This is a genomic window from Erythrobacter sp., from assembly GCF_011765465.1.
Classification (GTDB): Bacteria; Pseudomonadota; Alphaproteobacteria; order Sphingomonadales; family Sphingomonadaceae; genus Erythrobacter.
The window spans coordinates 1635643-1662086 of sequence record NZ_CP050265.1 but is presented as its reverse complement, the minus strand read 5'-3'; the positions used below and the strand labels follow the sequence as shown (position 1 = coordinate 1662086).

Annotated in this window: 20 protein-coding genes; 6 read left to right on the top strand and 14 right to left on the bottom strand. The window is 67.6% G+C overall.

The genetic code is table 11. The features are described from left to right. Positions 1 to 241: 241 nt before the first annotated feature. Complete coding sequence (locus tag G9473_RS07895) at positions 242 to 2095, bottom strand: methyl-accepting chemotaxis protein (RefSeq protein WP_291132134.1); 1854 nt, start codon at positions 2093 to 2095, stop codon at positions 242 to 244. 297 nt (positions 2096 to 2392) lie between these two features. Between G9473_RS07895 and G9473_RS07890 the strand changes: the two genes are divergently transcribed. Beyond that, positions 2393 to 3433, top strand: coding sequence for a chemotaxis protein CheB (locus tag G9473_RS07890; RefSeq protein ID WP_291132131.1), 1041 nt, complete (start codon positions 2393 to 2395; stop codon positions 3431 to 3433). A 190-nt stretch (positions 3434 to 3623) separates the two neighbouring features. Here the strand turns inward: G9473_RS07890 and G9473_RS07885 are convergent, their stop codons facing one another. Together G9473_RS07885 and G9473_RS07880 are read right to left on the bottom strand one after the other, a co-directional pair. Continuing rightward, positions 3624 to 5834, bottom strand: coding sequence for an EAL domain-containing protein (locus G9473_RS07885; RefSeq protein ID WP_291132128.1), 2211 nt, complete (start codon positions 5832 to 5834; stop codon positions 3624 to 3626). 79 nt (positions 5835 to 5913) lie between these two features. Beyond that, positions 5914 to 6693, bottom strand: coding sequence for a hypothetical protein (locus G9473_RS07880; protein ID WP_291132126.1), 780 nt, complete (start codon positions 6691 to 6693; stop codon positions 5914 to 5916). 161 nt (positions 6694 to 6854) lie between these two features. Here G9473_RS07880 and G9473_RS07875 point away from each other — a divergent pair, with 161 nt between their 5' ends. Further along, positions 6855 to 8363 carry an aldehyde dehydrogenase family protein gene (locus tag G9473_RS07875; protein WP_291132122.1) on the top strand — a complete coding sequence of 503 codons (1509 nt, stop codon included), beginning with the start codon at positions 6855 to 6857 and terminating at the stop codon, positions 8361 to 8363. 10 nt (positions 8364 to 8373) lie between these two features. Further along, complete coding sequence (locus tag G9473_RS07870; RefSeq protein ID WP_291132119.1) at positions 8374 to 9984, top strand: GMC family oxidoreductase; 1611 nt, start codon at positions 8374 to 8376, stop codon at positions 9982 to 9984. An 87-nt stretch (positions 9985 to 10071) separates the two neighbouring features. Here the strand turns inward: G9473_RS07870 and G9473_RS07865 are convergent, their stop codons facing one another. Together G9473_RS07865 and G9473_RS07860 are read right to left on the bottom strand one after the other, a co-directional pair. Beyond that, a complete protein-coding gene (locus G9473_RS07865; protein ID WP_291138144.1) occupies positions 10072 to 12567 on the bottom strand; it encodes a TonB-dependent receptor in 2496 nt (831 codons plus the stop codon). A gap of 156 nt (positions 12568 to 12723) precedes the next feature. Continuing rightward, a complete protein-coding gene (locus G9473_RS07860; RefSeq protein WP_291138141.1) occupies positions 12724 to 13794 on the bottom strand; it encodes a DUF1838 family protein in 1071 nt (356 codons plus the stop codon). 160 nt (positions 13795 to 13954) lie between these two features. Here G9473_RS07860 and G9473_RS07855 point away from each other — a divergent pair, with 160 nt between their 5' ends. Continuing rightward, on the top strand, positions 13955 to 14581 hold the full coding sequence (locus G9473_RS07855; RefSeq protein WP_291138139.1) for an NAD(P)-dependent oxidoreductase: 627 nt from the start codon (positions 13955 to 13957) through the stop codon (positions 14579 to 14581). Positions 14582 to 14585: 4 nt separating this feature from the next. Here the strand turns inward: G9473_RS07855 and G9473_RS07850 are convergent, their stop codons facing one another. Genes G9473_RS07850 through G9473_RS07835 form a run of 4 tightly spaced genes read right to left on the bottom strand, consistent with a single transcriptional unit; the run spans position 14586 to position 18742 of the window. After that, positions 14586 to 15836, bottom strand: a complete 1251-nt coding sequence (locus G9473_RS07850) for a hypothetical protein (RefSeq protein WP_291138136.1) — start codon at positions 15834 to 15836, stop codon at positions 14586 to 14588. After that, on the bottom strand, positions 15833 to 16753 hold the full coding sequence (locus G9473_RS07845; protein ID WP_291138134.1) for a polysaccharide deacetylase: 921 nt from the start codon (positions 16751 to 16753) through the stop codon (positions 15833 to 15835). Before G9473_RS07845 ends, G9473_RS07850 begins: the two co-directional genes overlap by 4 nt. A gap of 16 nt (positions 16754 to 16769) precedes the next feature. Continuing rightward, complete coding sequence (locus G9473_RS07840; RefSeq protein WP_291138131.1) at positions 16770 to 17537, bottom strand: arylmalonate decarboxylase; 768 nt, start codon at positions 17535 to 17537, stop codon at positions 16770 to 16772. Next, a complete protein-coding gene (locus G9473_RS07835; RefSeq protein ID WP_291138127.1) occupies positions 17537 to 18742 on the bottom strand; it encodes an NAD(P)/FAD-dependent oxidoreductase in 1206 nt (401 codons plus the stop codon). Before G9473_RS07835 ends, G9473_RS07840 begins: the two co-directional genes overlap by 1 nt. 265 nt (positions 18743 to 19007) lie before the next feature. On the opposite strand from G9473_RS07835, the gene G9473_RS07830 reads away from it, so the two are divergent. Further along, entirely contained in the window at positions 19008 to 19970 is a 963-nt protein-coding gene (locus tag G9473_RS07830; RefSeq protein WP_291138124.1) for a phytanoyl-CoA dioxygenase family protein, read from the top strand. Between the two features lie 22 nt (positions 19971 to 19992). Here the strand turns inward: G9473_RS07830 and G9473_RS07825 are convergent, their stop codons facing one another. After that, positions 19993 to 21171 carry a serine hydrolase gene (locus G9473_RS07825; RefSeq protein WP_291138120.1) on the bottom strand — a complete coding sequence of 393 codons (1179 nt, stop codon included), beginning with the start codon at positions 21169 to 21171 and terminating at the stop codon, positions 19993 to 19995. Further along, complete coding sequence (locus G9473_RS07820; RefSeq protein ID WP_291138117.1) at positions 21168 to 22139, bottom strand: hypothetical protein; 972 nt, start codon at positions 22137 to 22139, stop codon at positions 21168 to 21170. Before G9473_RS07820 ends, G9473_RS07825 begins: the two co-directional genes overlap by 4 nt. Before the next feature lie 118 nt (positions 22140 to 22257). Between G9473_RS07820 and G9473_RS07815 the strand changes: the two genes are divergently transcribed. Beyond that, entirely contained in the window at positions 22258 to 23697 is a 1440-nt protein-coding gene (locus tag G9473_RS07815; protein WP_291138114.1) for an NAD(P)/FAD-dependent oxidoreductase, read from the top strand. Here the strand turns inward: G9473_RS07815 and G9473_RS07810 are convergent. Genes G9473_RS07810 through G9473_RS07800 form a run of 3 tightly spaced genes read right to left on the bottom strand, consistent with a single transcriptional unit; the run spans position 23694 to position 26427 of the window. Beyond that, positions 23694 to 23975 carry a hypothetical protein gene (locus G9473_RS07810; RefSeq protein WP_291138111.1) on the bottom strand — a complete coding sequence of 94 codons (282 nt, stop codon included), beginning with the start codon at positions 23973 to 23975 and terminating at the stop codon, positions 23694 to 23696. The two genes, G9473_RS07815 and G9473_RS07810, sit on opposite strands and share 4 nt — an antisense overlap. Next, positions 23972 to 25021 carry a class I SAM-dependent methyltransferase gene (locus G9473_RS07805; RefSeq protein WP_291138108.1) on the bottom strand — a complete coding sequence of 350 codons (1050 nt, stop codon included), beginning with the start codon at positions 25019 to 25021 and terminating at the stop codon, positions 23972 to 23974. Before G9473_RS07805 ends, G9473_RS07810 begins: the two co-directional genes overlap by 4 nt. Then, entirely contained in the window at positions 25018 to 26427 is a 1410-nt protein-coding gene (locus tag G9473_RS07800; protein WP_291138105.1) for an MFS transporter, read from the bottom strand. The genes G9473_RS07805 and G9473_RS07800 overlap by 4 nt, the downstream gene beginning before the upstream one ends. Between the last annotated feature and the right edge of the window lie 17 nt (positions 26428 to 26444).

Genomic DNA, 26444 nt, shown 5'->3' with positions numbered 1-26444 from the left:
GAGTGCGAGCCATTGCCTGTTGCAGGCATTCTCGATCCCGCCTGCATCCCTATGGTGCGAGCGCTGAAAGGGCGTTTGCAGCGGGACTATGCAGAGCCCCTTATGCGGGGGGGCGGGGCGGTTCTGGCGGGCTTTGGGCGTTGGGGAGGCAGGCACGGCGAATGCCCCGGCGCGCGCGGGGCGCGGACCGGGGCATCACGGGTGGGCGGCGAGGGTAAGGAAGCGACCCGGCGGGGCCGGATCAGAACTCGCTCCAGTCCTGCTCCTCCGCTTCGTTCGCCGCAGGATCGGGCTTGAGCGCGAGATTGCCCCTTACAGGCGGGGGCGCGGCGCTGCTTTGCGGGGTGCTGCGAGGGGCGGGCACTTCGGCCACGGGGGCTGCTGCATGGGCTGCCCCCTCGACCCGGAACTGCGCGACGAGATCGCCCAGCCTGCGCGCTTCGTCGGCGAGGCTGCGCGCGGAAGCGGTGGTTTCCTCGACCATGGCGGCGTTCTGCTGGGTCATCTGGTCCATCGTCCCGACCGAGCTGTTCACCTGTTCGAGGTTCACCGCCTGCGAGGCGGCCATCTCCGCGATGTCGTCGACCTGTGTCGTCACCTTGCCGACTTGGGCGACGATTTCGCCCAGCAGCGTGCCGGTTTCGCCGACGAGATTGACCCCGTCGCCGACATGGGCGGTCGACTTGTCGATCAGGACCTTGATGTCGCGCGCCGCATCGGCGCTCCTCTGGGCAAGCCCGCGGACCTCGTTGGCCACCACGGCGAAGCCCTTGCCCGCCTCGCCCGCGCGCGCGGCCTCCACGCCCGCGTTCAGGGCAAGCAGGTTGGTCTGGAAGGCGATCCCGTCGATCAGTTCGATGATCTGGGTGATTTCCTGCGAGGAGCTTTCGATCGCGGCGACCGCGTCGACCGCCTTCTTCACCACTTCACCGCCCTGGGTTGCCTGCTGGTGGGTGCTCGAGATCGACGCCTGCACGCCGCGCGCGTTTTCCGCGGTCTTGCGCACGAGGCTGGTGACCTCGCTCATCGAGGCGGCGGTTTCCTCGAGGCTGGCGGCCTGTTCCTCGTTGCGGTTGGAGAGGTCTTCCGAGGCAACCCGAATCTCGTCCGATCCGGTGCGCACCCCGGTCGCGGCGAGGCGAACGTGGCCGATGATCCCGCCGAGCTTGCCCGCGGCGGAATTATAGGCATCGCGCAGGGCCGCGTATTCGCCTTTCACCGAGTCGTCGATGCGATGCGTGAGATCGCCCGCAGCGAGCTTCTCGAGCCCCGCCGACAGCGCCTCGACCACGGTGTTCTGCGTCTCGGCGCGGTGCTTGTCGCGTGCGAGCGCGCTGCGGAAGGTCTCGATCGCGCGGGCCATGACGCCGAGCTCGTCCTTGCGCTCCGTCTCGCGCCGGGCGACGTCGAGATTGCCGCGCGCGAGTTCCTCCATAGTGCCCGCCGTCTCTTCGAGCGGGCGCAGCACCAGCCGCGCGAAGGCGGCGAGGCTGATCACGATCGCCAGCACCAGCACCACGCCCAGGCCGATCAGCACGATCGAGGCGGTGGTCACGGTCCCCGCGCTCGAGGTGGCAAGGCCCGTCTGCACGTCGCCGGTGCGTTCCAGCAGGTCGTCGATCTTGCTGCGATGCGCGCGGTAGATCGTCAGCAGCCGGTCGAGCGAGCCATCGACCACGGCTGCGCGGTCGTTCCGGACCGCGGGCTTGAGCGTGTTGTTGACCTCGTCCCAGAACTCGGTCGCATCGCTTTCGGTGATGCGGCGGAATTCATCCCTGAGCGCGGGGTCGAGATTCGATTTCTCCCACTTCGCCGCCGTCTCGCGCCAGTCGCGTTCGAGATTGTTCAGCCGGTTGTCGTTGATCTCGTAGCTCTCCGGGTGGACCGCCATGACATTGGCGAGCGCGAAGGCTTCGACGAGGTAGCCCGGCGGCGGGTTGATGTCGGCGCGGAAGTCGGACAATTCCTGGTTCGAGCGCTGGATCGGCCCGCCGAAGCGGATCGTATCGACGCTGTAGAAAGCGACCGCCCCCGCGATAAGGAGGAGGCCGACGAGGCCCGTGCCGACATATCGGGAAATCTGCTTGATCGTCACTTCGCACCCTTTCTGGTCTCGGTTCCCGTCCGTTCCGTTTCCGTCCGATCCATTGCAGGGTGGATGCCTAGGGCGAGCGGCTGAAAGCGGGGTTTGGCGCGCACTATGCGAAGCCCCCTAGAGAGCGCGTGAGGCTTTCCAAACAGGTGGGCGCGTAGACCTGCGAACGGGTCGGAGGCTCCCGGGCCATCCCCTCGTCCTCCCCCTGTCGGCCCGGCCGCCTTCGACCCGCCGAACTTTTTGCCACCGCCCCCGCCCCCCAAAGCGGCGCGCGGCGGGGCCTGACGGGAAAGAAAGATGCCGAACACACGAGTGATGGTGGTTGACGATTCCGCGGCGATGCGCGCCCTGTTCTGCGACATTCTCGACAATGCGAAAGGCGTCGATGTCTGCGCCGTCGCGAAAAGCGCCGAGGAAGCGCGCGAGAAGATGGACGAGGCGAAGCCCGACGTGCTCACGCTCGATGTCGAAATGCCGGGGATGAGCGGGATGGAATTCCTCGAGGAGATCATGGCGACCCGCCCGATGCCGGTCATCATGCTCTCCAGCATCACCCAGGCCGGGACCGGCACGGCGCAGCGCGCGCTCGAGCTGGGCGCGGTGCACTGCTTTCCCAAGCCGCTCCACACCTCGCGCGAGGAATTCAACGCCACGGTCGAAAAGCTCGGCGAGATCGTGGTCAAGGCGCATAGCGGCGAGCTCGGCCCGGGGGCGGGCGGCGATGCGACGCCGGACTCCGGCGGAGCCTACGAAAGCGACGGCAGCGTGGTCGCGATCGGCTGCGGGACGGCCGGCATCGACGCGGCCAAGCGCCTGCTCGCCGCCTTCCCGGCCAATTGCCCGCCGACCGTGCTCGTCATCGATGCCGACGCCGCCACTCTCGACAGCGCGGTGAGCGCGATGCGCTCCTCGCTCGCCTGCGAGATCGAGAACGTCGTCGACGGCATGACCCTGCGCCCCGGCACGGCCTATCTCGCCTATGACCGATCGCGCCATGTCATCGTCGAACAGGGCGAAGCGCCCGTGCTGCGGCTGGTCGAGCGCGATCCGGTGAACGGCTTTCGCCCCTCGGCCGACCTGCTGCTCGGCTCGCTCGCGCGTTCGGGGTTGCCGGTGGTCGGCGGCCTGCTGCCCGGCACGGGTGCCGACGGGGCGAAGGGGCTGCAGATCCTGAGCTCCGCCAAGGGCCGCGCCTTCGTCCAGCTGCCCGCCGACTATGCCCCGTCGGAACGCTACGAAGCGGTGCGCGCGCTCGGCCTCGAAGTCGCCGAGCTCAAGCAGGACGCGCTCGCCGACTGGATCCTCGATGCGACCGCGGCCAAGCCCGCCGCGGCCTGATCGGCGGCTTTGCGTGCGCGGGACGCAAGTTCGCGTAATTCATACCCCCTTGGCGGTTTTGCAAATCGCCCTGTAGGAACCGCCCGGCGGGTTTCCTTCACCCACGTCCCCCAAACGCCGCGCGCATAGGGTTTCGTGCGCGCAAGGCGGCCGCCCTACGCTTGCACCGCGCGCACCAACAGGCGCGCCTTTACCCTACACAGCGCCATTTCGCTGCGGCGTGCGCTTCCTCATGCACCGCGAGGCTTTCGGGCCGGCCGAAGAGATAGCCCTGCGCATGGCCGCAGCCGACCTGGCGCAGGAAGCGCGCCTGGTCCTCGGTTTCGACCCCTTCGGCGACGACCCGCATCGAGAGGCTGCGCCCCATCTGCACGATCGCCTGGACGATCAGCCGCGACTGGTGATCATCGGCGATGCTGGCGATGAAATCCTTGTCGATCTTGACCTTGCGGATGGGAAAGTCGCGCAGGTGGGTAAGCGAGGAGAACCCCGTCCCGAAATCGTCGAGCGCGACGGTGAACCCCGCCGCGTCGAGCCGGTGGAGCGCCTCGCGCACGCGGCCCGCATCGTCGACCAGCAACATCGTCTCGGTCACTTCGATCGTGACATTGCGCGGGGCGAGCGGGCTTTTCGCGACCATCGCCATCAGCCTGTCGACGAAGCCGCCCCCGTTCGCGCGGCGGGCCAGATCGGCCTCGGTCACGTTCAGCCCGATCCGCGTGTCCGGCCCGTGCAGCGCGATCAGGCGCGGGGCTTCGGCAAGCGCGCGTTCGAGCATGAAATCCGACACCCGGCGCGACAGTTTCGGATCGAGCAGCGCGGGCGAAACCTGCCCGGCGGTGAGCACGCGCCCGTCTTCCTCGCGCATCCGCAGGAGCGCCTCGAAGGACACCGTGCGACCCGTATCGAGTTCGACGATCGGCTGGTAGGCGGCAAAGGCGCGCTCCGAACGCAGCGCCGAGGCGAGGCTCGCGATCGCGCTCGCCCGCGCGTCCTGCGCATCCTCGATTTGCTCGCTCCAGCACTGCACCGTGCCGCGTTCCGAACGCTTGCCGTGGTAAAGCGCAAGGTCGGCGCGGCGGACCAGTTCCTCGGCCCGGCTGGCGCAGCCGCGGCGCGGCTCGCCCGCCATTTGCGCGATGCCGCAGGTCGCCCCGACCGCGAAGACATCTTCGCCCAGTTCGAGATGTTCGGACAATTCCTCCGCCAGCTTTTCGGCGAAGGCGGTCGCCTGCTCGATCCGCGTGCCCGGCGCGAAGAGGAAGGCGAATTCGTCCCCGCCCCAGCGCGCGACGAAGACATCGCCGCGCGTCTCGGCCAGCAGGCGGTCGCCGAGCGCGGCGAGCACGGTGTCGCCGACGAGGTGGCCGAGCGTGTCGTTGATGTCCTTGAACCCGTCGAGGTCGAGCAGCATCACCGTCACCGGCTTTCCGCCCGCATGGCGCACCGTCTCGGCCAGCTTGCGGTCGAACACCGCGCGGTTGTAGAGCCCGGTCAGCCGGTCGCGCTCGGCCGCGCGCTTCAGCGCGGCGTTCCTGAGGTGCTCTTCGGTCACGTCGCGGAACACCCCGGCGAGGCTTTCGGGCCTGCCGTCCGCGTCGATCCGTTCCCCTACCGCGCGCACCCGGCGGCGTTCGCCGTCGGGGCGGCTGACATAGGCTTCGAACTGGAACGGCTCGCCGTGCTCGATCGCCTCGTTCATCGCGGCCTCGACCGTGGCGCGGTCCTCGGGGACGTAGAAACCGACAGCCCGTTCGACATCGACCGGCGTTCCCGGTTCCAGCCCGTGAATGGCATAGACCTGGTCCGACCAGCGCAGCGTGCCGCTGGCGAGATCGACGCGCCACGAGCCGATATTGGCGGCGCGCTCGGCCTGCTTGAACACCCGGTTGAGCTCGCAAAGCGAAGCGTTCGCGCGGCTGAGGTCGAGCGTGCGGGCGTGGGTGGTGATGCATTGCTCGGCAAGCTCGGCCAGCACCTTGAGAGCGGGAATGTGCTCGGCCGAAAAAGCGTCCGGTTCGCGGCCTATCGCGCACAGCGTGCCGAGCAGCGCGCCGTCCTCGCTCGCGATCGGAATGCCGAGATAGGAGCGGATGAAAGGCTCGCCCGTGACCAGCGGGCTGCCCGCGAACAATTCGTGGGCCCGCGCGTCGGCGACCAGCAGCGGGGCGCCGCGCGCGATGCAGACCGAGCAGAACGACCAGTCGCGCGGGGTCTCCTCGACCTCGATCCCGGTGCGGCCGATGAACCACTGCCGCTCGGCCTCGACGATCGAGACGAGGCTGACCGGGCAGGCGAGCATGGTCGCGGCGAGCCGGGTGATCTTGTCGAATATCGCTGTGTCGCTGACGCTGCCGAGCGCGAGGCGATCGAGATGGGCGAGGCGGTCGTCTTCGGTCACGCTGCCGCAATGGCGTGATTTGCTTAAGGTTTTTCGGCGGCGCTCCTGCGATGTTCGCGGGGGGCGCGGGAAGGGCGCGTTAAGGCCCGGCGCGCTCGGCTCCGAAAGCCGCCGCGGAGGCGGGCTTCGCGCCGGGTTTGGAGGGCGCGCTGCGGCGGGCGCGCAGGGTGAAGTATATGATCAGCGAAACCCCGATTACGCTCGGCCCGGCCCAGATCGCGGGGTTGAAGACGTGCTCGGGAATGCTCCGCACGAGGCCGACCGAAAGAAAGGCCGTGTAGGCCGAAATGCCCATGCCTATGAGCGCGCGGAAATGTTCGCCCACGTGGGAGCCGCGCGCGACTTCGCGGCGCCAGATATAGCGTTGCTGCAGGGCCATGGCGACGATCCCGACGACCGCGACCAGCACCATCAGCGGCTGGCCGATCATCGCGCCGAACCACCCGCACCACGCGCCCGAGACGATCACCGCCGCGATCACCGCCTGATAGCGCGCGCGGCGCAGCTTCGTGCGCTCGCGGGCGTGCTTCACCACGGCAAGGCCGTAGTCGACGAAGCCGATGGTGAGAAAGCCGAGATAGAGCATCATCCAGCCGAACAGCCCGGCGAACAGGGTACGGTCGGTGACCGAGGGAATGCGCTCCTCGGGTCCGTAGAGCGACAGCAGCGCCATCAGAATCGCCAGCGTGCCCGCGCCGAGAAAGCCGTAGCACGCGATCCGGCCCCAGCGGCGATGCGGCTTCGCGCCCTTCTTCGTCGCGATCGGAACCCAAAAGGCGACGAGGCCGAGCGTGCCGGTCACGATATGGAGCAGGACGAGCGCGTGGAACAGGTCCGTCGGGGCGTGGAAGAGGTCCATCGGGGGCGAGACTAAACATAGGTTTGTGCGCTTGGGAAGAGCGGGCGCGCCGGGCGCTGCGTTATCCGACCAGCGGACAGGGCGCGGCGATGCTGGCCTTTCCTCGCGGCTCGGGCTTAGAACTTGCGGCAAAGGGTTGCTGCGACAAGGGGATGAAGCGAATGGATTTCTCGAACGCCGCCACGCCGGGCGCCGCCGCGCAGGCTTTCCTCGCACGTGGGGCCCAGCGTCATTTCATAGGCGGAGAGTGGATCGATGCGCGCGCGGGCGGGCATTTCGAAACGCGCGATCCGGCGAGCGGAGAAGTGATCGGGCGGCTTGCGCGCGGGACTGCGGAGGATGTCGATGCTGCGGTCGCCGCCGCGCGCACAGCGTTCGAGGATGGGCGTTGGTCGGGCCTCGTCCCGATGGAGCGCGCCAAGGTGCTCTGGAACATCGCCGAAAAGCTCGAGGCCAATATCGACGAGCTGGCCGAGCTGGAAACACTGGACCAGGGCAAGGCGCTTTATGTCGGGCGCTGGGCGGAGATTCCGGGGGCGGTCAACCAGTTCCGCTATTTCTCCGGCCTCGCGACCAAGATCGAAGGCGCGACCATCCCGACCTCGATCAATTACCAGCCCGAAGGCAAGGAGGTCTTCGCCTACACCCAGCACCTGCCCGTCGGCGTGGTGGGCGCGATCGTGCCGTGGAATTCGCCGCTCGTGCTGACCGCGATGAAGCTCGCCCCCGCGCTCGCCGCCGGGTGCACCGTGGTGCTGAAGCCCGCCGAGGACACTTCGCTTACCGCCGTGCGGCTGGTCGAGCTTATGATGGAGGCGGGGCTGCCCGAAGGCGTGGTGAACCTCGTCACCGGCTACGGTTCGGAAGCGGGCGCGGCGCTCGCGGCGCATCCGGGGGTCGACAAGATCGCCTTCACCGGATCGACCGCGACGGGGCGCGCGATCCTCGATGCGGCGAAGGGCAACCTGAAGCGCGTGACGCTGGAGCTGGGCGGCAAGTCGCCGGTGATCGTGATGGACGACGCCGACCTCGATGCGGCGATTCCGGGCGCGGCGAACGCGATCTATTTCAACGGCGGGCAGGTCTGCATCGCGGGCTCGCGGCTCTACGCGCACCGCTCGGTGTTCGACCGGGTGGTCGAAGGCGTCGCCGAGGCGGCGAAGGGCATCACGCTCGGGCACGGGCTCGACCCCGCGACGCAGATGGGCCCGCTGGTGTCGAAGCGCCACGCGGCCAAGGTCGCGGACTATGTCGCCGACGGGCGCAAGGCGGGCGCGAGCGTGCTGGTCGGCGGCGAGACGACGGGGCCGAACGAAAGCTTCGTCACGCCCACCATCCTCACCGGCGTCTCGCCCGATATGCGGATCGTGCGCGAGGAGGTGTTCGGGCCGGTCGTGGTGGCGACCCCCTTCGACGACTTCGACGAGGTCGTCGCCGCCGCGAACGACAGCGACTACGGCCTCGCCGCGGGGGTGTGGACCGAGAGCCTTTCGACCGCCACCCGCATCACGCGGCGGCTTCAGGCGGGGACGGTGTGGATCAATTCCCACGCCATGTACGACCCCTCGCTCCCCATCGGCGGGATCAAGCAGTCCGGCTGGGGCCGCGACAGCGGGCAGGTCGCGATCGAGAACTACCTCAACCTGCAGACCGTGTGCGCGGTGGTGTGAGCAGGGGCGTGTGAGCGAATACGACTACGTCATCGTCGGCGGCGGTTCGGCGGGCTGCGTCCTTGCCAATCGCCTCACCGAGGACGGGAAGAGCCGCGTTCTCCTGCTCGAAGCGGGTGGGAGCGATGCCTCGCTGCTGGTCCGCGTCCCCGCCGCGATCGTGAAGCTGATCGGCAATCCGCGCTACGACTGGGGTTTCCACGTCGAGCCCGACCCGACCCGGCACGCTCGGCGCGATTACTGGCCGGCGGGCCGCGTGCTGGGCGGGTCGTCCTCGATCAACGGGATGCTCTACGTGCGCGGCGCGCGGGGGGATTTCGACCAATGGGCGGCGGCGGGGAACAAGGGCTGGGCGTTCGACGATGTGGAGCACTGTTTCCGCCGGATGGAAGCCTGCGCCTTCCCGGTCGGAGAGGAACGGGGCCGCGAAGGCCCGCAGGTGGTGGACCGCCTTCGCACCGTCCACCCGCTCGCCGCGCCCTTCATCGCCGCCGCCGAGGCCGCCGGGATGCCCGCCAATGCCGACTACAACGGCGAGACGCAGGAGGGCATCGGCCCGCCCCAGCTCACCCAGAACCGGGGGCGGCGCTGGAGCGCGGCGGACGGATACCTGAAGCCCGCCAAGGGTCGCTCCAACCTCACCGTGCTGACCGGCGCGCAGGCGCGGGAAATCGTCTTCGAGGGCAGGCGCGCGGTCGGCGTGCGCTATATGCGAAAGGGCCGCGAGGACATCGCGCGCGCCGGCCGCGAGGTGATCCTGTCGGCGGGCGCGCTGCAATCGCCCAAGCTGCTGATGCTGTCGGGCATCGGGCCTGCGCAGCAACTTGCCGACCACGGCATCGCGCCGCTCATCGACCAGCGCCACGTCGGCGCGAACCTGATGGAGCATCCCAGCAGCCAGCTTTCCTTCGCGGTCGACACGCGCACTTTCAACCAGGAGATCAACTCCGCCCGCGTCGCGCTCCACGGCCTTCGCTGGCTGGTGCAGCGGCGCGGGCCCGCGACCAGTCCCTATCCGCACGCGGTCGGTTTCTTCCGCTCGGGCGCGGGCACGAACAGGCCCGACGTGCAGCTTATGTTCGGCCCCTTCGGCTTCGAGCTGACCCCCGAGGGCGTGACCCCGTCGAAAAAGCCGATGGTGACGCTGGTGGTGGGCCTGTCCTATGCGCGCAGCACCGGCACGCTTGCGCTGCGCTCCGCCGACTGGCGCGAGCCGCCGCGCATCGCGCTCGATATGCTCTCCGACGCGCGCGACATCGCCGACCTCACCGCCGCGGCGCGCTTTGCCCGCGCAATCATGCGAGAGGGCGCGATCGCGCCCCGCGTCAAGGGGGAAATCGCGCCCGGACCCGAGGTCGAAACCGACGACGAGTGGGAAGATTACCTGCGCCGCACCACGGACCCGACCTATCACCCGGTCGGAACCTGCCGCATGGCGCCCACGGCAGGCGCCGACGCGAGTGGGGGCGTGGTCGACCCGCGCCTCGTCGTCCATGGGGCCGAGGGGCTCCGCGTGGTCGATGCCTCCGTCTTTCCCGCCCATGTCAGCGGCAACACCAATGGCGCGGTGCTGATGGTGGCCGAGCGGGCGGCCGAATTCATCCTGTCGGACCGCGGCTGACGCAGCCCCCGAACAAGCGAAACGGCCCGGCGCATCGCTGCACCGGGCCGTTCGCGTATTTCCCCGGGGGACGCCGGGGAGGGAAGATCAGAACTCGTAGCCGACCGTGACCCGCGCGGTGCGGTCGAGGCCGAAGATGGGCACGTAGCTCGACGAGCCGAGCCCGCCCGTGCCGATCAGGAACAGCGAGTTCGAGACATAGCGTTCGTCGAGCAGGTTCTGCACCACCGCGCGCACGTTGATATTGCCGAAGCTCACGCCCGCCTGAAGGTTCATCAGGAAGCGGTCGGGCACCCAGGCGAGGTTGACCTCGTCGACATACTGCTTGGTCTGGTAGGAGCCGTCGACGCGCAGGTAGAATTCGCCGTCCTCGCCAAAAGTGTCGCGATAGCCCAGCCCGGCATAGGCATCGAAGGCCGGCGTGCGCTCGACCTGGTTGCCGCCGATCGGCACCTCGCCCGTCGGGCACACCGTCCCGTCGCAGGTTCCCGCAAGGCCGAAGCGCTGCGAGATCACCCCGCTGTCATAGGTCGCGTCGTTGTAGGACGCGCCGAAATCGAAAGTGATCGTGTCGCTGACCTGCCACACGCCTTCGACTTCCGCGCCCTTGACCGTGACGCTGCCGACATTGCCGGTGACGGTCGAGAGGACGAAGAAGGTCGTCGGGATCGTCCCGTCGGCAAGGCGGCGCACCTCGGTCGTCTGGATGTCGTTCCAGTCGGTGTAGAACAGCGCCGCGTTCAGCGTCAGGCCGATTTCGGGGAAGTAGTTCTTCGAGCCGATTTCATAGGTCCAGTTCGTCTCGCGCGCATATTGCTGCTGCGGTTCGAAAGGCACGCCGAGCCCATTGGAACCGCCCGCCTTCACCCCGCGCGCGGCCGAGGCGTAGAGCAGGTTGTCGGGCGTAAGTTCGTAGGACGCGGTGAAGCGCGGCGTGAAGAATTCCTCCGTGATGTCGTCGCGCGGCGGATTCAGCGCCTGGATCGTCGGGTCGTTCGGATCGCGCGTCAGAAGGTCGATCGTCGCGCGGTCCTCGATCGTGTAGCGTCCCTCGAAAGTGAGGTTGAGCCGGTCGGTCGGGCTCACCTCGAGGAAGCCGTAGAACGACAGGATATCCTCGTCGCGTTCGAGGAAGGTGCGCCGCCCGAGGAAGAAATTCGGGAAGGGCTCGCCCGGGCCGATGGGGAAGAAGATGTCGTCCTGCCCGGGCGTTTCCAGCGTGCCGACCGGATAGGTCTCGGTCGCGTTCGATTCGATGTCGCTGGTGGTCGAATAGTTCACGCCCACGAAGCCGTAGATATTGTCGCTTTCATAGGTCACGCGCATATCGTGGCTGAAGCTTTCGAACTCGCTGCCCGAGCCCGAGGAATCGAACAGCGCGCCGAGCACGACCGGCCCGAAGACCACCGGCTGCAGCGGGTTGCGCGAGGTCGAGCCGCGCCCGTCGACATTCCCGAAAGTGTAGCCGAACTGGTAGGTCAGCGTGAGCGGGTCGGCGGGCGAGAAATCGACCTTGGCACTGATGACGTCGGTCGGCCCCCTCAGGCCGAAGGCGCGCGGGTCGATGAGGAAACCCTCGGGCCGCGGGTCGGGCACGGGGCCGAGGAAGGGGCTCGAGGTCGCCCCGGTCGCGTAGTTCGGCGTGTTCGGCAGCTCGCCGCAATAGAGCCGGTTCTGACCGCCCACCGGGCTGCAGTTGTTGTAGTTGTAGGGGTCGAGCCCGGCCGTGCCGAAGGACACGTTGGCGACGTGTTCCTGGAAACGCTCGGTGTGGAAATAGCTCGCCTGGAACTGGAAGGCTTCGGACAGGTCGGCGAGCAGCGTGACCTGGTAGGTCTCGCGCTCGAACCCGCCGAGATTGCCGCAGGTGATGCAGCCTTCCTCGTCGGCGAGCGGGTGGCTGTTGGGGATGGTCCCGTCGAATTCCTGGTAGGCGGCATGGGCGAGCACGGCGACCTTGCCCGGCACGATCGGGATGTTGATGGTCCCGCTCGCCTCGTAATATTCGTCCGTCCCGATGCCGGCGCGCACATAGCCGGTGATCTCGTCGAGATCGGGCGTGCGGCTGACGAGGTTGATGACGCCCGCAAACGAGTTGCGCCCGTAGAGCGCTGATTGCGGACCCTTGATGACCTCGACCCGTTCGAGATCGATCAGGCCCTGGTCGATCAGGTAGTTTCGCTGGATGTAGATGCCGTCGAGATAGGTCGCGACATTGCTGACCGGCGAGGTCACGCGCAGGTTCGTCTGGCCGCGGATGGTCGGCTGGGCGAGCAGGCCGGTGAATTCCTCGAATGCGAAGCCCACGATGTTGTCCGCGATGTCGCCGAGGTCGTCCGCCGCGCGCTGGGTGAGCGCGTCGCCTTCGAGCGCGCTGACCGCGATCGGCACGTCCTGCAGGTCTTCCTCGAAGGTTCGCGCGGTGACGATGATCGCATTGCCGCGGGTGAGGTTTTCGGGCGGATCGGTGTCCTCTTCCATGTCCTGCGCGAGCGCCGCGCCGGTGTGCAGGGCAAGCGTGGAAACGGTGGCAAGGCCGAGTGTGCGGATGCCGGCCTTGGTGAAGCCTGTGGATACCCTCATCGTGATTTCCCCGTATAGCTGTTGAGCCAATTGCAGTTTTGTTACCGTTCCTCTTGCGATACCTGCATCATTGTTGCTTTCTCCGCTCTGCGGGCAGAGTTTTTGGGAAAGCGCGCGTCCGCCCTTGCGGATCGCGCGCTCCCTGGCTTCGGCTTTTCAGCCGCCCTGTCCGGCCGCGCGCGCGGCCTTCATGCGCTGCCACCATTCGGGCAGCTCCGCGGTCGGCGCCATCGGGATCTCGCCGCTCGCGGGAAGCGGGGCGGGGCTCTGCTGGCGGGCATACCATTCGAGCGAGGAGAGCGAGGGCTCTTCCCATTTCTCGGGCGCTTCGAGATACTTGGGATGGTTTTCGCGGATATATTCGACCGTCGCCGGATTGGGCAGCTTGTCGATCGAATCCACCGCGCCCATGAAGGTCTGATAGACGCAGTGCCCCTCGCTCGGCCCCATCAGCATCCACGGCAGCCACGGCGTCACCCGCGACCACGTCCCGTTGTATTCGACGCTGGTGATGTCAGGGTTCTGCATCTCGTTCCAGTCGATGAAATAGAGGAAGGTCTCGGTCACCCGGTTGAATTCGCCGGAGGATTCCCGCGGCCACTGGCTCGGCTGGAGGGCGCTGGGATAGAACAGGTTGATGTGGCTGAAGAGGTTGAGGAGGTCGCCGCGCCGCCGGAAATCGAGCATCAGCGGGATTTTCGGCGGCTTGTCCTTGTTCAACCCGCCATAGCTCGGCGGTTCGGGGTAGAAATTGGTGATCGTGTGGTTGAACGGGTCATTGGCGATCGGCACGACCTTGACCGTCTCGCCCATGTAGGGGTTTTCCCATTCGGTCAGGATCTCGCCCGTCTTGATGTCGGTGTAGAAGCCGATTTCGCGCAGAACCTTGCGATAGCCCACCCCGTCCTCGTGCGGGAGCAGGCGCGCGCACGACACCATGGTGAAGCCGACGAGGTCGCGCAGCGCCTCGTTCGGGCGCACGCCCTGGATGATGCCTTCGGCGAAACCGTACTTGGTCGACTGCGTGTCGGTGTTGCCGAGCAGGCGCGCCCAGGCTTCGCGGTTGCCTTCGGGCTTGGTCAGGTCGAGGAAATCGCCGGTCAGCGATCGGTCCATCGACCCCGCCTTGCCCCCCATCTTCTCCATGGCCTGCGCCATGCCGGGGGTGAGCGTGAGGCCGGCGGCGGCTGCGGCGGTGCTGCCTGCGAGGAAGTCTCTGCGATGCATTGTCGATCTCCTTTCCGTTAGGGAAGCTACAGGAGCGCGGGGGAGTGCATCGGATTTGTCCGGACCAATGCTCGCCAGTCGGACAGACGCGGTCGGGGAGAGGGGAAATCCTTCGCATGAGGGCACATTGCCCGGGACAGGCGAAAGGCAGGGGACGGCCATGAGGATCGCGGTTTTCGGAAGCACCGGGCGCACGGGCCGCCTGCTGTGCGAGCGCGCGCTGGCGCGCGGGCACGAGGTCACGGCGCATTGCCGCAATGCAGGCAAGATCGCCGATCTCGATCCCGCGATCCGGCGCGTCGAAGGCGACTTGTCCGATACCGCCGCCATCGCCCGCGCATTGGACGGCGCGGATGTCGCGGTGAGCGCGCTCGGCACGACCAGCCGCAAGCCGAACACGGTCCTGTCCGATGCGACGAAGGCGATCCTTGCCGCGATGGAGCAGGCGGGCACGCGCCATTTCGCCGCGGTCACCTCGCTCGGCTGCGGGGACTCCTACGGCCAGGTCAACAGCCGCCTGATGAAGCTCATCATAAAGACGCTGGCGAAGGAGATCTGGGCCGACAAGGAGCGGCAGGAAGAGGCGATCATGCGCGCAGGGCTCGACTACCTCATCGTGCGCCCCGGCGGGCTGACAAAAGGCGAGGCGAGCGGGGAATGGACCGAATTGCGCGGCGGCCAGCGCTCGAAAGGCAAGCAGATGATCGCCCGCGCGGACGTCGCCGACTACATCCTCACGCGCTGCGAAAGCCTGCCTTTCGGGAACGACACGGTGATGCTGGTCTGAAACCCTATTCGGGCTGCTCGCCCTCTGCGAACATCGTATCGCGCTTCAGGCTCGCGATCACCGCGTCCTGCAGCGCGGGATCGGTGACAGGCCCGCTCGAGATCATCATGCTGGTCCCCGGCACGAATTCGTCCGGCCCGCCGATATATTGCCTGATCGTCTCCTCGTTCCAGACGAGGCCGTTCGCACCCGCCTCCGCGAGCGCGGGGGAATAGGGGAAATTGGGCACGGTTCCGGCGCGCTGGCCGAAGATGTTGGCGAGGTTTGGCCCGACGAGATGCGCCTCGCCCGGCTCCATCGTGTGGCAGAACTTGCACCACTTGTAGGTCTCTTGCCCGGTGGTGAGCTGGAACTGGGTGGGCGGTGCCCAGTCGACTTGCGCGACGCGTTCGCGATGCCAGGTGATCGAGGGGTCCGCCTCGACCACCACGCCGCTGGAGAAGGGCGTCACGCGGAAGAGAAGATAGGGCATGGTCAGCCCGAAGCCGACCACCGCCACCACGCCCGCAAGCGCGCCGGTGTTCCACACGATGCCGCCGCGCTTGCCCTCGGTCGCGGCGAACCGCCCCTTGCGCAGCGCGCGCACGGCGAGCCAGAAGGCGGCGCAGATCGCAAGGAAGATCGCGGCGGCGATATAGCCCGGCTCGCGCGCGGCGAAGGAATTGATCGCGTAGATGAACAGCGCCGAGCGCACGAGGAAGAGCAGGCCGAAGCCCGCCGGAAAGGCGCTGAGGAGCCCCTTGCCATAGCGCGCATAGGTGTAGCCCGCGCTCACCAGCGCCGCGAGGGCGAGAAGCACGGTCGCATTGGCGCTGGCCGAGTGGAAGTAGCCGGTGAATTTCCACACGACATGGTCCTTGCCGATGGGCGCGGGGATGGTGAAGAGGCCCGCCGGGTTGATCGCGCGCCCCTCTGTCCAGCCGTAGAGGAAGCCCAATGGCCCGCCGACCACCACCAGCAGCAGCACGCCGAGGCACAGCGCATGGTGCCAGAACCGCGCCGCCGGGGGCAGGATGTCCGGCGCAATCGCCCCGCGCTCGCGCCACCACAGCCACAGCCGCCACACGCCGAAGACGAGCAGCGCGATGCCGATGGCGTAGTGCCAGCTTCTCGCAAGGTCGCGCACGGCCGATTCCTTGTCGAGCCGCGGCAGGACGACGATGAGGAAGGAATGCGCGATCAGCGCAAGGCAGAACGCCCAGCCGACGAGCCGCGCGCGGGCGCTCTCCCCGCTCGTGGCCGCGCCCCCGGTCATCCGCCGAGCTGGCCGGGAAAATGGCCTTCGTGGTTTTCGGCATACCAGTCGGCGATTTCCTCGCGGGTGGCCCACCAGATGCCGTCGAGGCTCTGCGCGTATTCGATGAACTCGCGCAGCGCCCGGATCGTGTAGGCCCGGCCCGAGACGTGCGGGTGGAGGCCGACATTCATGATGCGTCCGGTCTTGGCGCCCTCTTCGTGGAGGACTTTCAGCTCCTCGATCAGGATATCGCGGTATTCGTCGGTCGTGCGCGCGTTGCGGGTGAGGATGGTGAAGTCGTTGATGACGTTGGAATAAGGCGTCGCGACGATCGGCCCGGCATCGGTGCGGATCATGTAGGGCTGGTCGTCGTTCATGATGTCGCAGTAGGCCTTGAACCCTTCCTCGACGAGGATGGTCGGCGTGTTGAGCGTGCCGCGCAGCGAGCTCGACAGCCACACCTTCGGCTTCTTTCCGGCGTGGCGTTCATACATCTCGACCGAGCGGCGGATGATGTCGCGTTCGGCATCGATGTCGTCGTGGAAATCGGTCAGCAGCTCGCCCTGTTCGTAATTATGGGCGATCAGTTCCCAGCCCCGCTCGAGGCAGGCATCGGCCATCGCGCGGCGGCGCTCGAAAGTGACGGCGTTGACCGTGCAGCCCGCCTTCGCGCCCATTTCGTCGAACAGCTCGAACATCCGCCACACGCCGACGCGCTGGCCGTATTCGCGCCAGGAATAGTTCGGATAATCGGGGATGCGCCCGGCAAGCGCGTTGGGCAGCAGCGCCGGGCCGCCCGCGTAATAGGGCTGGTCGGTGTCCTTGACGAGGTCCCAGGTTTCCAGGTTGAAGGTGAACATCAGCGCCACCTTCGCCCCGTTCGGCCATTTCAGCGGCGCGCGCTCGGGAAGCGGCACGTAGTCGTATTCGAACATTTCCGGGCGATCCCCCTCAGAATTCTTCCATCAGCCGACCGAAGCCGGGCTTTCTGTCCATGATGCCGTTCTGGCGCAGCGCGTTCCAGTAGGTCGCGGTGTTGATCGCGATCACGGGCTTGCCGAGCCACAGCTCCGCCGCGGCGGCGAATTTCACCATCGACAGGTTCGTGCCGACCTGCACCAGCGCATCGACATCGTCGCCGTCGAGCTTCTTCAGTTCCTCGCGCAAGGTGGCGACGGGAACCTGCGCGATCGCGGTCCAGCTCGGGCATTGCAGGCAGGTGTCGCGCACGACCTCGATGCCGTGGTCCGCCATGAAGCGCGCGACCTGCGCGTTGGCGCTGGGGTAATAGGGCGAGATCACCGCGATGCGCTTGATCCCGCCATAGGCGTTGAACGCCTCGATCAGCGATTGCGAGCCGGTGCACAGGCTGAGCCCCGCCTCCTTCTCGATGTTCTCGCGCCATTTCGCAGCGCCCTCCGCGCCGCCGTAGAAGGTCACCGCGCTCATCCCCATCACGAGGTAGTCGGGATTGCAGGTCAAAACGCCGCGCACCGCGTCGATCGTGTTGCGGCTGATTTCGAGCGTGCCCGCCATGAAGGTCTCGTCCGAAATCGCCTGCGCGTCGTCGACCACGATGCGGCTGTAATGATTTGTGACGCCGGGCACGCGCAGGTCGTCGAAATCGGGCTGGACCACCGTGTTGGTCGACGGGCCGAGCACGCCGAACAGCCGCCGGTGGCCGAGCACGTCGGGATCGGGGCGAGGCTTCAGCGGCATTACGCGGCCATCCTTTCGCGCTCGACGCATTCGATCATGGATTGCCGCAGCAGGAAGGCGCGGCGTCGTTCGGGATCGGCGCGGATCGCTTCCATCTCGGCCTTGCGGCGGGCGTGGAGCTGGCCTTCGCCTTCCTTGAGATATTCCATGTTGCGGATCGTCTGGGCCTGGATGAATTCATGCGTCGTCGTGCGGCGCTGGCGCTCGAAGGCGGCGAGTTCGCTGTCGGCATCCGCGCCTTCGTTGAACACCCGCACCAGCCGCCGGGCGAGGTTGAAGGCATCGTGGATGCCGCTGTTCATGCCGAAGCCGCCGATCGGGTTGTTGAGATGCGCCGCGTCCCCGATCAGCGCCACGCGCCCTTCGAGAAAGCTCTTCGCCACCCGCTGGTGCACCCGGTAGATCGTGCGGTGATGCGTCGCGACCTCTTCGCCGCGCCCGATCAGCCGCTCGAACACGTCGTTCTTCTTGGGATCGGCAAGCAGCACCTCGTCGGGCGTGTCCATGTCGGCAGGGACCAGCACCCGCCACAGCGAAGGCACGCGCAGCAGCACCATCCATTCTTCCGGGTCGGAGACGTAATTGACGTGGCACAGGCCCGAAATGTGCTCCTCCAGCGGTTCCTCGGTGGTGAAACAGAGGAACTTTTCCGGATAGGTGAAGCCGTGGAACTCGGTCCCGAGCCATTTCCTCACCGTGCTGTTCGCCCCGTCCGCGCCGATCAGGTAATCGGCCTTGATCGTGAGGATCGAGGTCGGCGCCTCGGCGTGGATCGTGACCTCGTCCGGCCCCTGCTCGACCGCGGCGACGCGGTGGCCGAACAGGACTTCGGCGCCCGCCTGTTCGCGCACCAGTTCGGACAGCATCCGCGAGAGGTGATACTGCTCGCACTGGACGCGGTAGGGATAGCGCGTCACGTCGGCGAGCTCGCTCATGTCGAAATCGATCACCTCGCCCGTGCGGCGCTCGCGGAAATGGTAGATCGGCGCTTTCAGGCCCCTTTCGATGAGCCGCCGCGTGATCCCGAATTCGTCGAGCATTTCGAGCGTCGGCGGGTGGAAGGTCGAGGCGCGCAGGTCGAGCGCGCAGTCCGCGCCTTCTTCCAGCAGGACGACATCGACGCCCTGGCTCGCAAGGCAATAGGCCGCGACCGTGCCGACCGGCCCTGCGCCCGCGATCGCGACCTGCGTGCGAATTTCTGTCATCCCTTCGCGGCTCCGTCCTGTTCTCTCTTACGCTCGTCATCGGCACGGTTCGCCGTGCGCTTTTGGCCGGTCTCGGCGCTCGGGCGGCGGTTGCGAACCTTGCGACCATGCGTTTCTCGCCCTGCGGACAATGGGGGGCGGCAAGGCAGGCTTTACATCGCGACTATCCGATGCGCGGATAGGCGCGCGGGCAGGCCCGAGCCGCGCGCGGCGGGACTGGTAGGGGGGGCGCAAGGGACGAGGACAGCGCAAGAGGACACCGGCCATGGCCTTCAACACCAGCCCGCTCGTGGACATCACCGACGAGGACATCGAGACCTATCGCCGCGACGGCGCGGTGTGCCTGCGCAAGGTGCTCTCGCAGGACTGGGTCGAGGCGCTGGAGCCGATCGCGCGCGAGGTCATCGTAGGCAAGAAGGACGTCGGCCTGCTGCCCACGATTCCCGGCCGCTACATGGCGCGCTGCATCGAGGAATATCGCCGGCTGGTCTTCGAAGGCCCGGTGGCCGAGGCCGCGGGCAAGGTGATGCAGTCGAAGGAAATCCGCTTCTTCTTCGACGAATTCTTCGCCAAGCCCCCGCAATCCGACGCCGCGACCCTGTGGCACTGCGACCGCATGGCCTTCCCGGTCGAGGGCTTCATGGTGCCTTCGCTGTGGATCCCGCTCACGCCGATCGTCGAGGAGAACTGCCTCGAAGTGCTTGCGGGGACGCAACACGACGACGTGCCCTACTGGCTGTTCAGCCCGAACGCGCGCAAGATGATCAAGCCCGACGACCGCGTGCCGCATCCCGACATCGAAAGCAGGCGCGGCGAGGAGGGGCTGAGGTTCCTCAAGTGGGAAATGGACCCGGGCGACATGCTCATCGTCCATCCCTGGGCGCTGCACTATTCGGCCGGCAATCCGACCGACGACTGGCGCGTGGCGGTCTCGATCCGGGTGTTCGGCGACGACATCCGCTGGGCTCCGCGGCCCGACTGCCTCAACATTGCCGGATGCAGCTTCGATGAAATGCTCGACGGGGAAAAGCCCGAAGGCCCGCTCTTCCCGCTGCTGTGGTCGGAAGACGGGCGGCGCGAGGGCGATGCGGAGTATCCGCGCGGCTTCGCCACCCGCTGGCCCAAGAAGACGATGGGCGAGGTCAACGAATACGAGACCTTCAAGAAGATGAAGGCGAAAGAGGACGCGAACGCGCTCTCCGACCGCAGCACCGCGCCTGCGAACTGAGAGGGCGAATTAATCCGCCCGGTTATTCGGCGGCGCGCGCCAGCAGGTTGGGGATGACCGCGTCGTCATAGGTCAGGTCGACCTCGCCGATCCGCACCACCGTGAAGCCCTGCGAGGGCAGGACATAGACCCGCTGCCCGCCGAAGCCGTCGAAATAGACGATGTCCTCCGCCACGAAGGGCTCGGAATGGGGCACTTTCACCGGATTGTCCGCGTTGTAGGCGCGCTCAAGGGTGTGTTCGCGCCCAAGCCAGACGTGCAGGCCGTATTGCGGGTTGGCCTGCGACGGGCTCGCCATTGCTGCGATCCAGCTGGCGGGCACGATCTGCTCGCCGCCCGCGCGGCCCGAATTGCGGATCATCTCGCCCACTCGCGCCCAGTCGCGCAATGTCGCCTGCATCCCGGCATAGCCGCGCGCCTTGCCGGCGGGATCGACCCACACCCGCGCCGGGCCATTGCCGAGCGGGCACCACAGCGCGCTTTCGAGATAGTCCAGCACGCCGCCCTTTTCCTGCCGGGCAAGCGCGCGGTCGAGCGCGAGGGTGAGCAGCTTCGTCACCGCGTTGTTGTAGTAGAAGGTGCTGCCCGGCTCGCCCGCCAGTTCCAGTTTCAGCGCTTCGGCACCGATGTCGGGGGCGAAGATGATTTTCATGAAATCGGACGGGGCGAGGCCCGATGACATGGTCAGCATCTGGCGCAGGGTGATCGCCCCGCGCGGGTCGTCCTCCCATTCCGCGATGTAATCGCCGATCGGGTCGTCGACCGAGGCGATCACGCCGTCCTCTATCGCGATGCCGTAAAGCAGGCCGATGAGCGACTTCATCATCGAGGCCGAGGCGCTGGTGCTGGTAACGCTCGCCCCGCCGCCATAGCTTTCGTGGACCGGCACGCCGTCCTTGAGCACGAGCAGGCCGAGCCCCTTGTGCGAATCCGAAAACGCCTGCGCTTCGGCCAGCGCCGCGGCGAGGTTTGCGTCGGGCCCGGCGGCTGCGGGAAAGTCGCTCGCGCAGCCTTCGAGTGCGTAGGTCGGACGGTAGCGATCGACATCGAGCACGCTGGCGCCCTGCATATCGGCGGGCGTCATGGGGTTGTCGAGATCGGAATAGCGCTCGTCCGGACCATGCGCAGCGACCCCGCTCGCAAGGGCGAGGGCCAAGACGGGCGCGAGCGCGGCGGGTGCGAGCCGGCGGGCGATCCTCATGCCGCGTCCTCCTCGTAGGTTTCGCCGGGGATCGGCGCTCCGACCCGGCAGGCGGGTTCATCCTGCACATGGGCCTGCATGAAAGCCAGCGTGCGTTCGAGCGCACGGGCGAAGAGGCGGGCTTCCTCCGCGCCCACCTCGCCGGGCCGGCCGAAACTGCCGCCGAAATAGTGGTCGATCCCCTCGCCGATCCACACGGCACGCGCGCCTTCCGGGGCGGCTTCATGCGCGGCGAGATGGGCGCGCCAGTCGTCGATGAAGCCGGGCAGAACGTCCGCCGTGCCCGTAATGGTGAGCGCAGGCGCGGCAAGGCTCGCCCAGCCTTCGCTCGCCATCAGCCCCGGCATCGGGCCGGGCGGTGAGAAGGCGACCACGGCATCGACTTGCGGGTCGCGCCGGTCGACGCTGCCGCCGTCCGGCTCCACCGCCACCGCGCCGCCGTAAAGCTGCGCGATGAGCGCGCCGTAGGAATGGCCGAGTGCGATGACCTTGCCCTCTTCGAGCCTCAACCCCTTGTCCGCCAGCGCCGTCCGGATCGCCGCATCGGGCGCAAGCGCCAGGTCCATGTCGGCGGTGCGGCCCGCCCATGTCACCGGGTGCGCGGGCCGCGCGGGCTCGCCCTCGGCCCTCGGATATTCCTCGGAATCGATATGCATCGGCGCGAGCACGACGAAGCCCGCCGCCGCGAGCGGTTCGAGCATCGCTTCGTAGCGCCCCGGCGTCGCGAAAGCGCCGTGCGAGAAGGCGACGAGAGGATATTCGCCCGGCTCGGCGGGGGCGAAGACGGTGAGCGGGACGGTGCGCCCGTCCGCCGCCGTGCGGTCGAGCGCGAAGCTCTGCGCTGCGCCCGCGAGCAGCTGGGCGCAGGCGGGCGGCTGGGCGGAGGCGGCATCGAGGGCGGCAGCGAGGGGGAGGGAGGCGCAGCCCGCAAGGGTCAGGGCGGCGGCGGCAAGGGCGGCTTTCGGCATGGTGTCAGACTGGCAGCGGGGCAGCGGACCTCCATGCCCGGGGCGCCATGTGTCCGCCAGTCGAACATCGTCGAGCGGCGCGGCGGCTGGCGGGCGCGTTCTGGTAGCCCTTTCCCCCATGACGAAACGTTCGGTCTTCATCAGCGGCGGGGGACCTGCGGGGCTGGCGGCGGCGCTGCTGTTCGACCGGCTCGGCTGGGACGAAATCGTGCTCGCCGAACGCCGCAGCGGGCCTTCCGATTTCGAGAAGAACAAGAGCTTCAACTACCTCGTCGACAAGCGTTCGCAGCGCCTGTTCGAGCGGCTCGAGATACTGGACCGCCTGCCGCCCGTCGGCGTCGCCACGCGCGAATTCACCGCGACGACGATAACGCCCGACGGCAAGGCCGAAACCAAGGGCGTGCCGATCATCGATCCGAACCGGCCCGTATGTTACTGGACCACGCGCCGCGCGCTGCTGACCATGCTTTACGAGGCGATCGGCGAGACTGCGAGCGACAAGGTGCGGCTGCTTTACGGGCACAAGGTCGCGGGGCTTACCCGCAGCGAAGCGGGCGGGCTGTCGGTCGAGGTCGAGGATGGCGAGGGCCGCTCCGAGAGCTTCGAGCCGACGCTGGTGCTCGCCTGCGACGGGCTAAACTCGGCGATCCGCTCCGGGCTGCAAGGCCTTCCCGGCATCGACCCCGCGCGGTTCGAGATGATCGCCACGCCCTCGCTTTCGACGGGGCTGCGCTACAAGGTGCTCAACCTGCCCTCGCGTTTCGCGGCGAAGGGCGGGGCGGCGGTGGACGATCCGTCGATGAGCTACATCCTCCCCTCGCGCCACAAGGACCGCACGAAAGCCTGCGCCCTGTTCGCCTTCCCCGTCGCCGATGCGAGCCACCCGCGCAGCGTCAACCTGATCCGCGAGGCGGACCACGAATTGTGGACGCTGGAGACGGCGGACGACCTCCTCGCCTTTCTCGAGGACTCCTTCCCGCAACTCGCCGTGCGCGACCTCGTCAGCCGCGAGGAAGCGGAGGATTTCGTTTCGCTCGAAGCGGGCGCCTTTCCCGCCCCGCAATATGCGCGCGAACTGCTGGCATCCTTCGGAGACGGCCCGACGCGCAGCCGCGCCCTGCTTTTAGGCGACGCGGCCCACGCCTTCCCGCCCGACCTCGGGCTGGGGGTGAACTCCGCCCTGCAGGACGTTGACAAGCTGGCAGAGCACCTCGAGGCGGCGGGCGATCTCGACACCGCGCTTACCGCCTATGCCGAAGAGCGCCTGCCCGAAGCGCGCGACCTGTGCTGGCTCGTCACCCACGTCTTTCCCGAGCAGTACAACCACCGCCCCTGGGCGATGCGGCGCTGGATCGCGGGCTTCCTGCTGCGGCGCGGGCTGAACGCGGCGCTACCGAAATATTTCGCGCGCCCCGGCTTCTTCCTGACGCAGGACCCGGACCTCACCTATGGCGAAATGCGCGCCGCGATCGAGCGGACGGACGCGCGGCTGAAGATGGTGGGGATCGGCTCGCTCGCGGCGGGCGCGGCGGCCATGACCGCGGTGCTGAGAGGCTAGTCCCGGTCCGCGCCCTGCAGCGCCGCGACCACCCCGGCGGTGATCGTCGCCATCGCCTCGTCGACCCGCTTCTGGAACGCAGCGTCGGGTTCGAAGGTGTCGATCGCCTCGACTGTCACCAGGCCCTCGCGTTCGAGCAGCGTCTCGATCACCATCACCCGGTCGGTCAGCACCGCGACCTCACGCGTCAGCGAAAGCACCGCGCGCGCGAGATTGTCGACGTGTTCCGGCCCGAGGATCTGATTGTCGGGCGTATTGAAATCGCGCGGGTCCTTCATGCCTCTGTTTTCCGCCCCTGGATGACGTAAGGATAGGGCCCGCTGCTCGTCACGTCGACGAAGCCCGCCTCGCGCGCGACCGCCTCGAGATCGAGGCTCGCGCTTTCGCGCCAGTGCGGCTCGCCTCCGAACATCGCGCCGCGGTCGGCCTTCCACACGGCGAGCTTGTCCATGTCCTCATAGCGCGTGACGTCGCTCATCAGCAGGTCGCCGCCGGGTTCGAGCAGGCGGAACGCCTCGGCGAAGACCTTGCGGATCGCGTCCGCCGGCATTTCGTGGAGGATGATGTAGCTTGCGACGAGGTCGAAGCTCGCGTCCTCGAAATCGGTCGCCTCGGCTGCTTGCTGCGAAAGCTGCCAGTTCCACCCGTTCGCGTTCGCCGTGCGCCATGCGTGTTCGAGCATCCGCGCCGACAGGTCCACCCCGACGATCTGCGCTTGCGGGTATGTCTCGGTGAGCGCGGTGGTGAAGTGGCCGGAGGAGCAGCCCATGTCGAGGATGCGCTTGTAAGTCTCACGCGGGGCCATCGCGGCGACGTCGCGGCGCTGCTGGAAGATGCCGCCGGGAAAGAACCGCCCGACGAGCTTCTTGTGGATGATCTCGCCGTGGATGTAGCCCATGTTCGCGTGGCCTTCCCAGCCGCCGGTGGTGCGGTGGAAATGGACGCCGTCCCAGTAATCGGGGGCTTTCATGGCGGGGTCGAGCCGCAGGGTCGCGGGGCCCTGCTCCGCCGCCTTGAACAGCGGGGCGAGGTCGTCCTCGACCTCCTCGAAGGCTTCGGCGGAAATGCGCCCGTGCATCCGCCCGTGCCAGTCGCCGAGCAATTGCTGGACCGGCCAGGCCGGGCAATCGGCCAGCGCCGCGTCCATGTGGACGAGCCGTTCGTCGAGGTTGTCGGGCAGGGCGTCCGGTGAAGGCACCTTCTCGGCAATCGCCGCATCGACGCTCGCGCGAACGGGACCGGAGGCCGCCGCCATGCCGGCGAGGAAATCGACCGAGGCGCGCCCGCGCTGGCGCAGCCGGGGGTTCTGGAACGGGGTCGTCATGTCCTTGCTCCTTGCTTGTCGCCCGCGAAGTCGTCTTCGCTCAACCGGTATCCCGACAGAAGCAGCATCGCGAGCACGCCGAACACGGCCGGAAGCCAGGATACCGAAACCAGCAGCGCCGTGTCGACATTCCCGCCCTGCGGCACGTCGAAGGGCAGCTTGTTGTCGAAGCCCGCAAAGGACAGGGCGAAGCCGACGATCAGCGGGCCGAGCGCGCCGGTCAGTTTCTCGACGAAGCTGTAGAGCGCGGTAAAGGCTCCTTCGCGGCGCACGCCGGTGCGCTCGGCATCGGCATTGATGATGTCGGTCAGCATCGACATCGCCATGACGACATTGCCGCTGAAGGCGAGGCCGACGAGCGCGCCGCGCAGCACGATCGCCCAGATCGGCTCGCCTTCCGAGGCGAGCGACCAGCTGAGCGCGTAGAGCACGTTCGTCCCGGCGGCGAGGTAATAGGCGTTCTTCTTGCCGATCCGCCGCGACAGCGCCACCAGCAGCGGCGCGCACAGGATCGTCGAGGCGGTGACGGTGACGCCGAAGATCGCCAGCACGTTGAAATCGCGCCCGAGGCTCTGGACGAAGAAATAGGCGAAGGCCGCAGCCGTCGTCTGCACGCCCATGAGCTGCGCGAACTTGACCGAGATGAGCCGCAGGAAATGGCGGTTCGCCTTCACCGCGCCGAATTCCTCGACCAGCTGGCTCATGTTGCTCTTGCCCGACTTGCCTTCCCCTTGCGTGAAGCGCGCGCCTGCCGTGGCGTAATAGGCGGTCATCAGGCTGGCGAAGATCAGCGCGGCGCAGATGAGGCCGACGATCGCCCAGCTCTGCGCCTCGGTCTTGCCGAGCCATTCGAGCACGACCTTCACCCCCGCGCCCGCGATCAGCGAGCCCAGCGAGACGAAGACCATGCGAAAGGCGTGGATCGAGGAGCGCTCGTGGTAATCCTCGGTCATTTCGGCGGGCATCGCCATGTAGGGGATGTTGTAGATCGTGTAGCCGATGGCGTAGAAACTGAGCACGATGAACAGGTAGGCCGCGGTCAGGTACTGGCCCCCCAGCACCGGCGTGGTGAAGATCAGCGCGAAGCTCGCCGCGGCCATGATCGCGCCCCAGAACAGGAAGGGCCGCCGCCGCCCGCGCGGGGATTCGTGGCGGTCCGACCACACGCCGACCAGCGGGTCGGTGACGACATCGACCAGCTTGGCAAGGAAGATGACCGTCCCGGCGAGCGCGGGCTCGATCTGCAGGATGCTCGCCGCGAACAGCAGGATGAGGCCCGAAATCCCGTTCATCAGCAGCGAGATGCCGAAGGCGCCCGACCCCCAGCCGAGCTTGAGCGCGAAGGGCAGCTTGGCCGAAGGCGCGGCGCGCGTCGTCTCGGGGATCGGGGCGGCGGTGGATGCCATGGGCCGGGCTCTTTCGA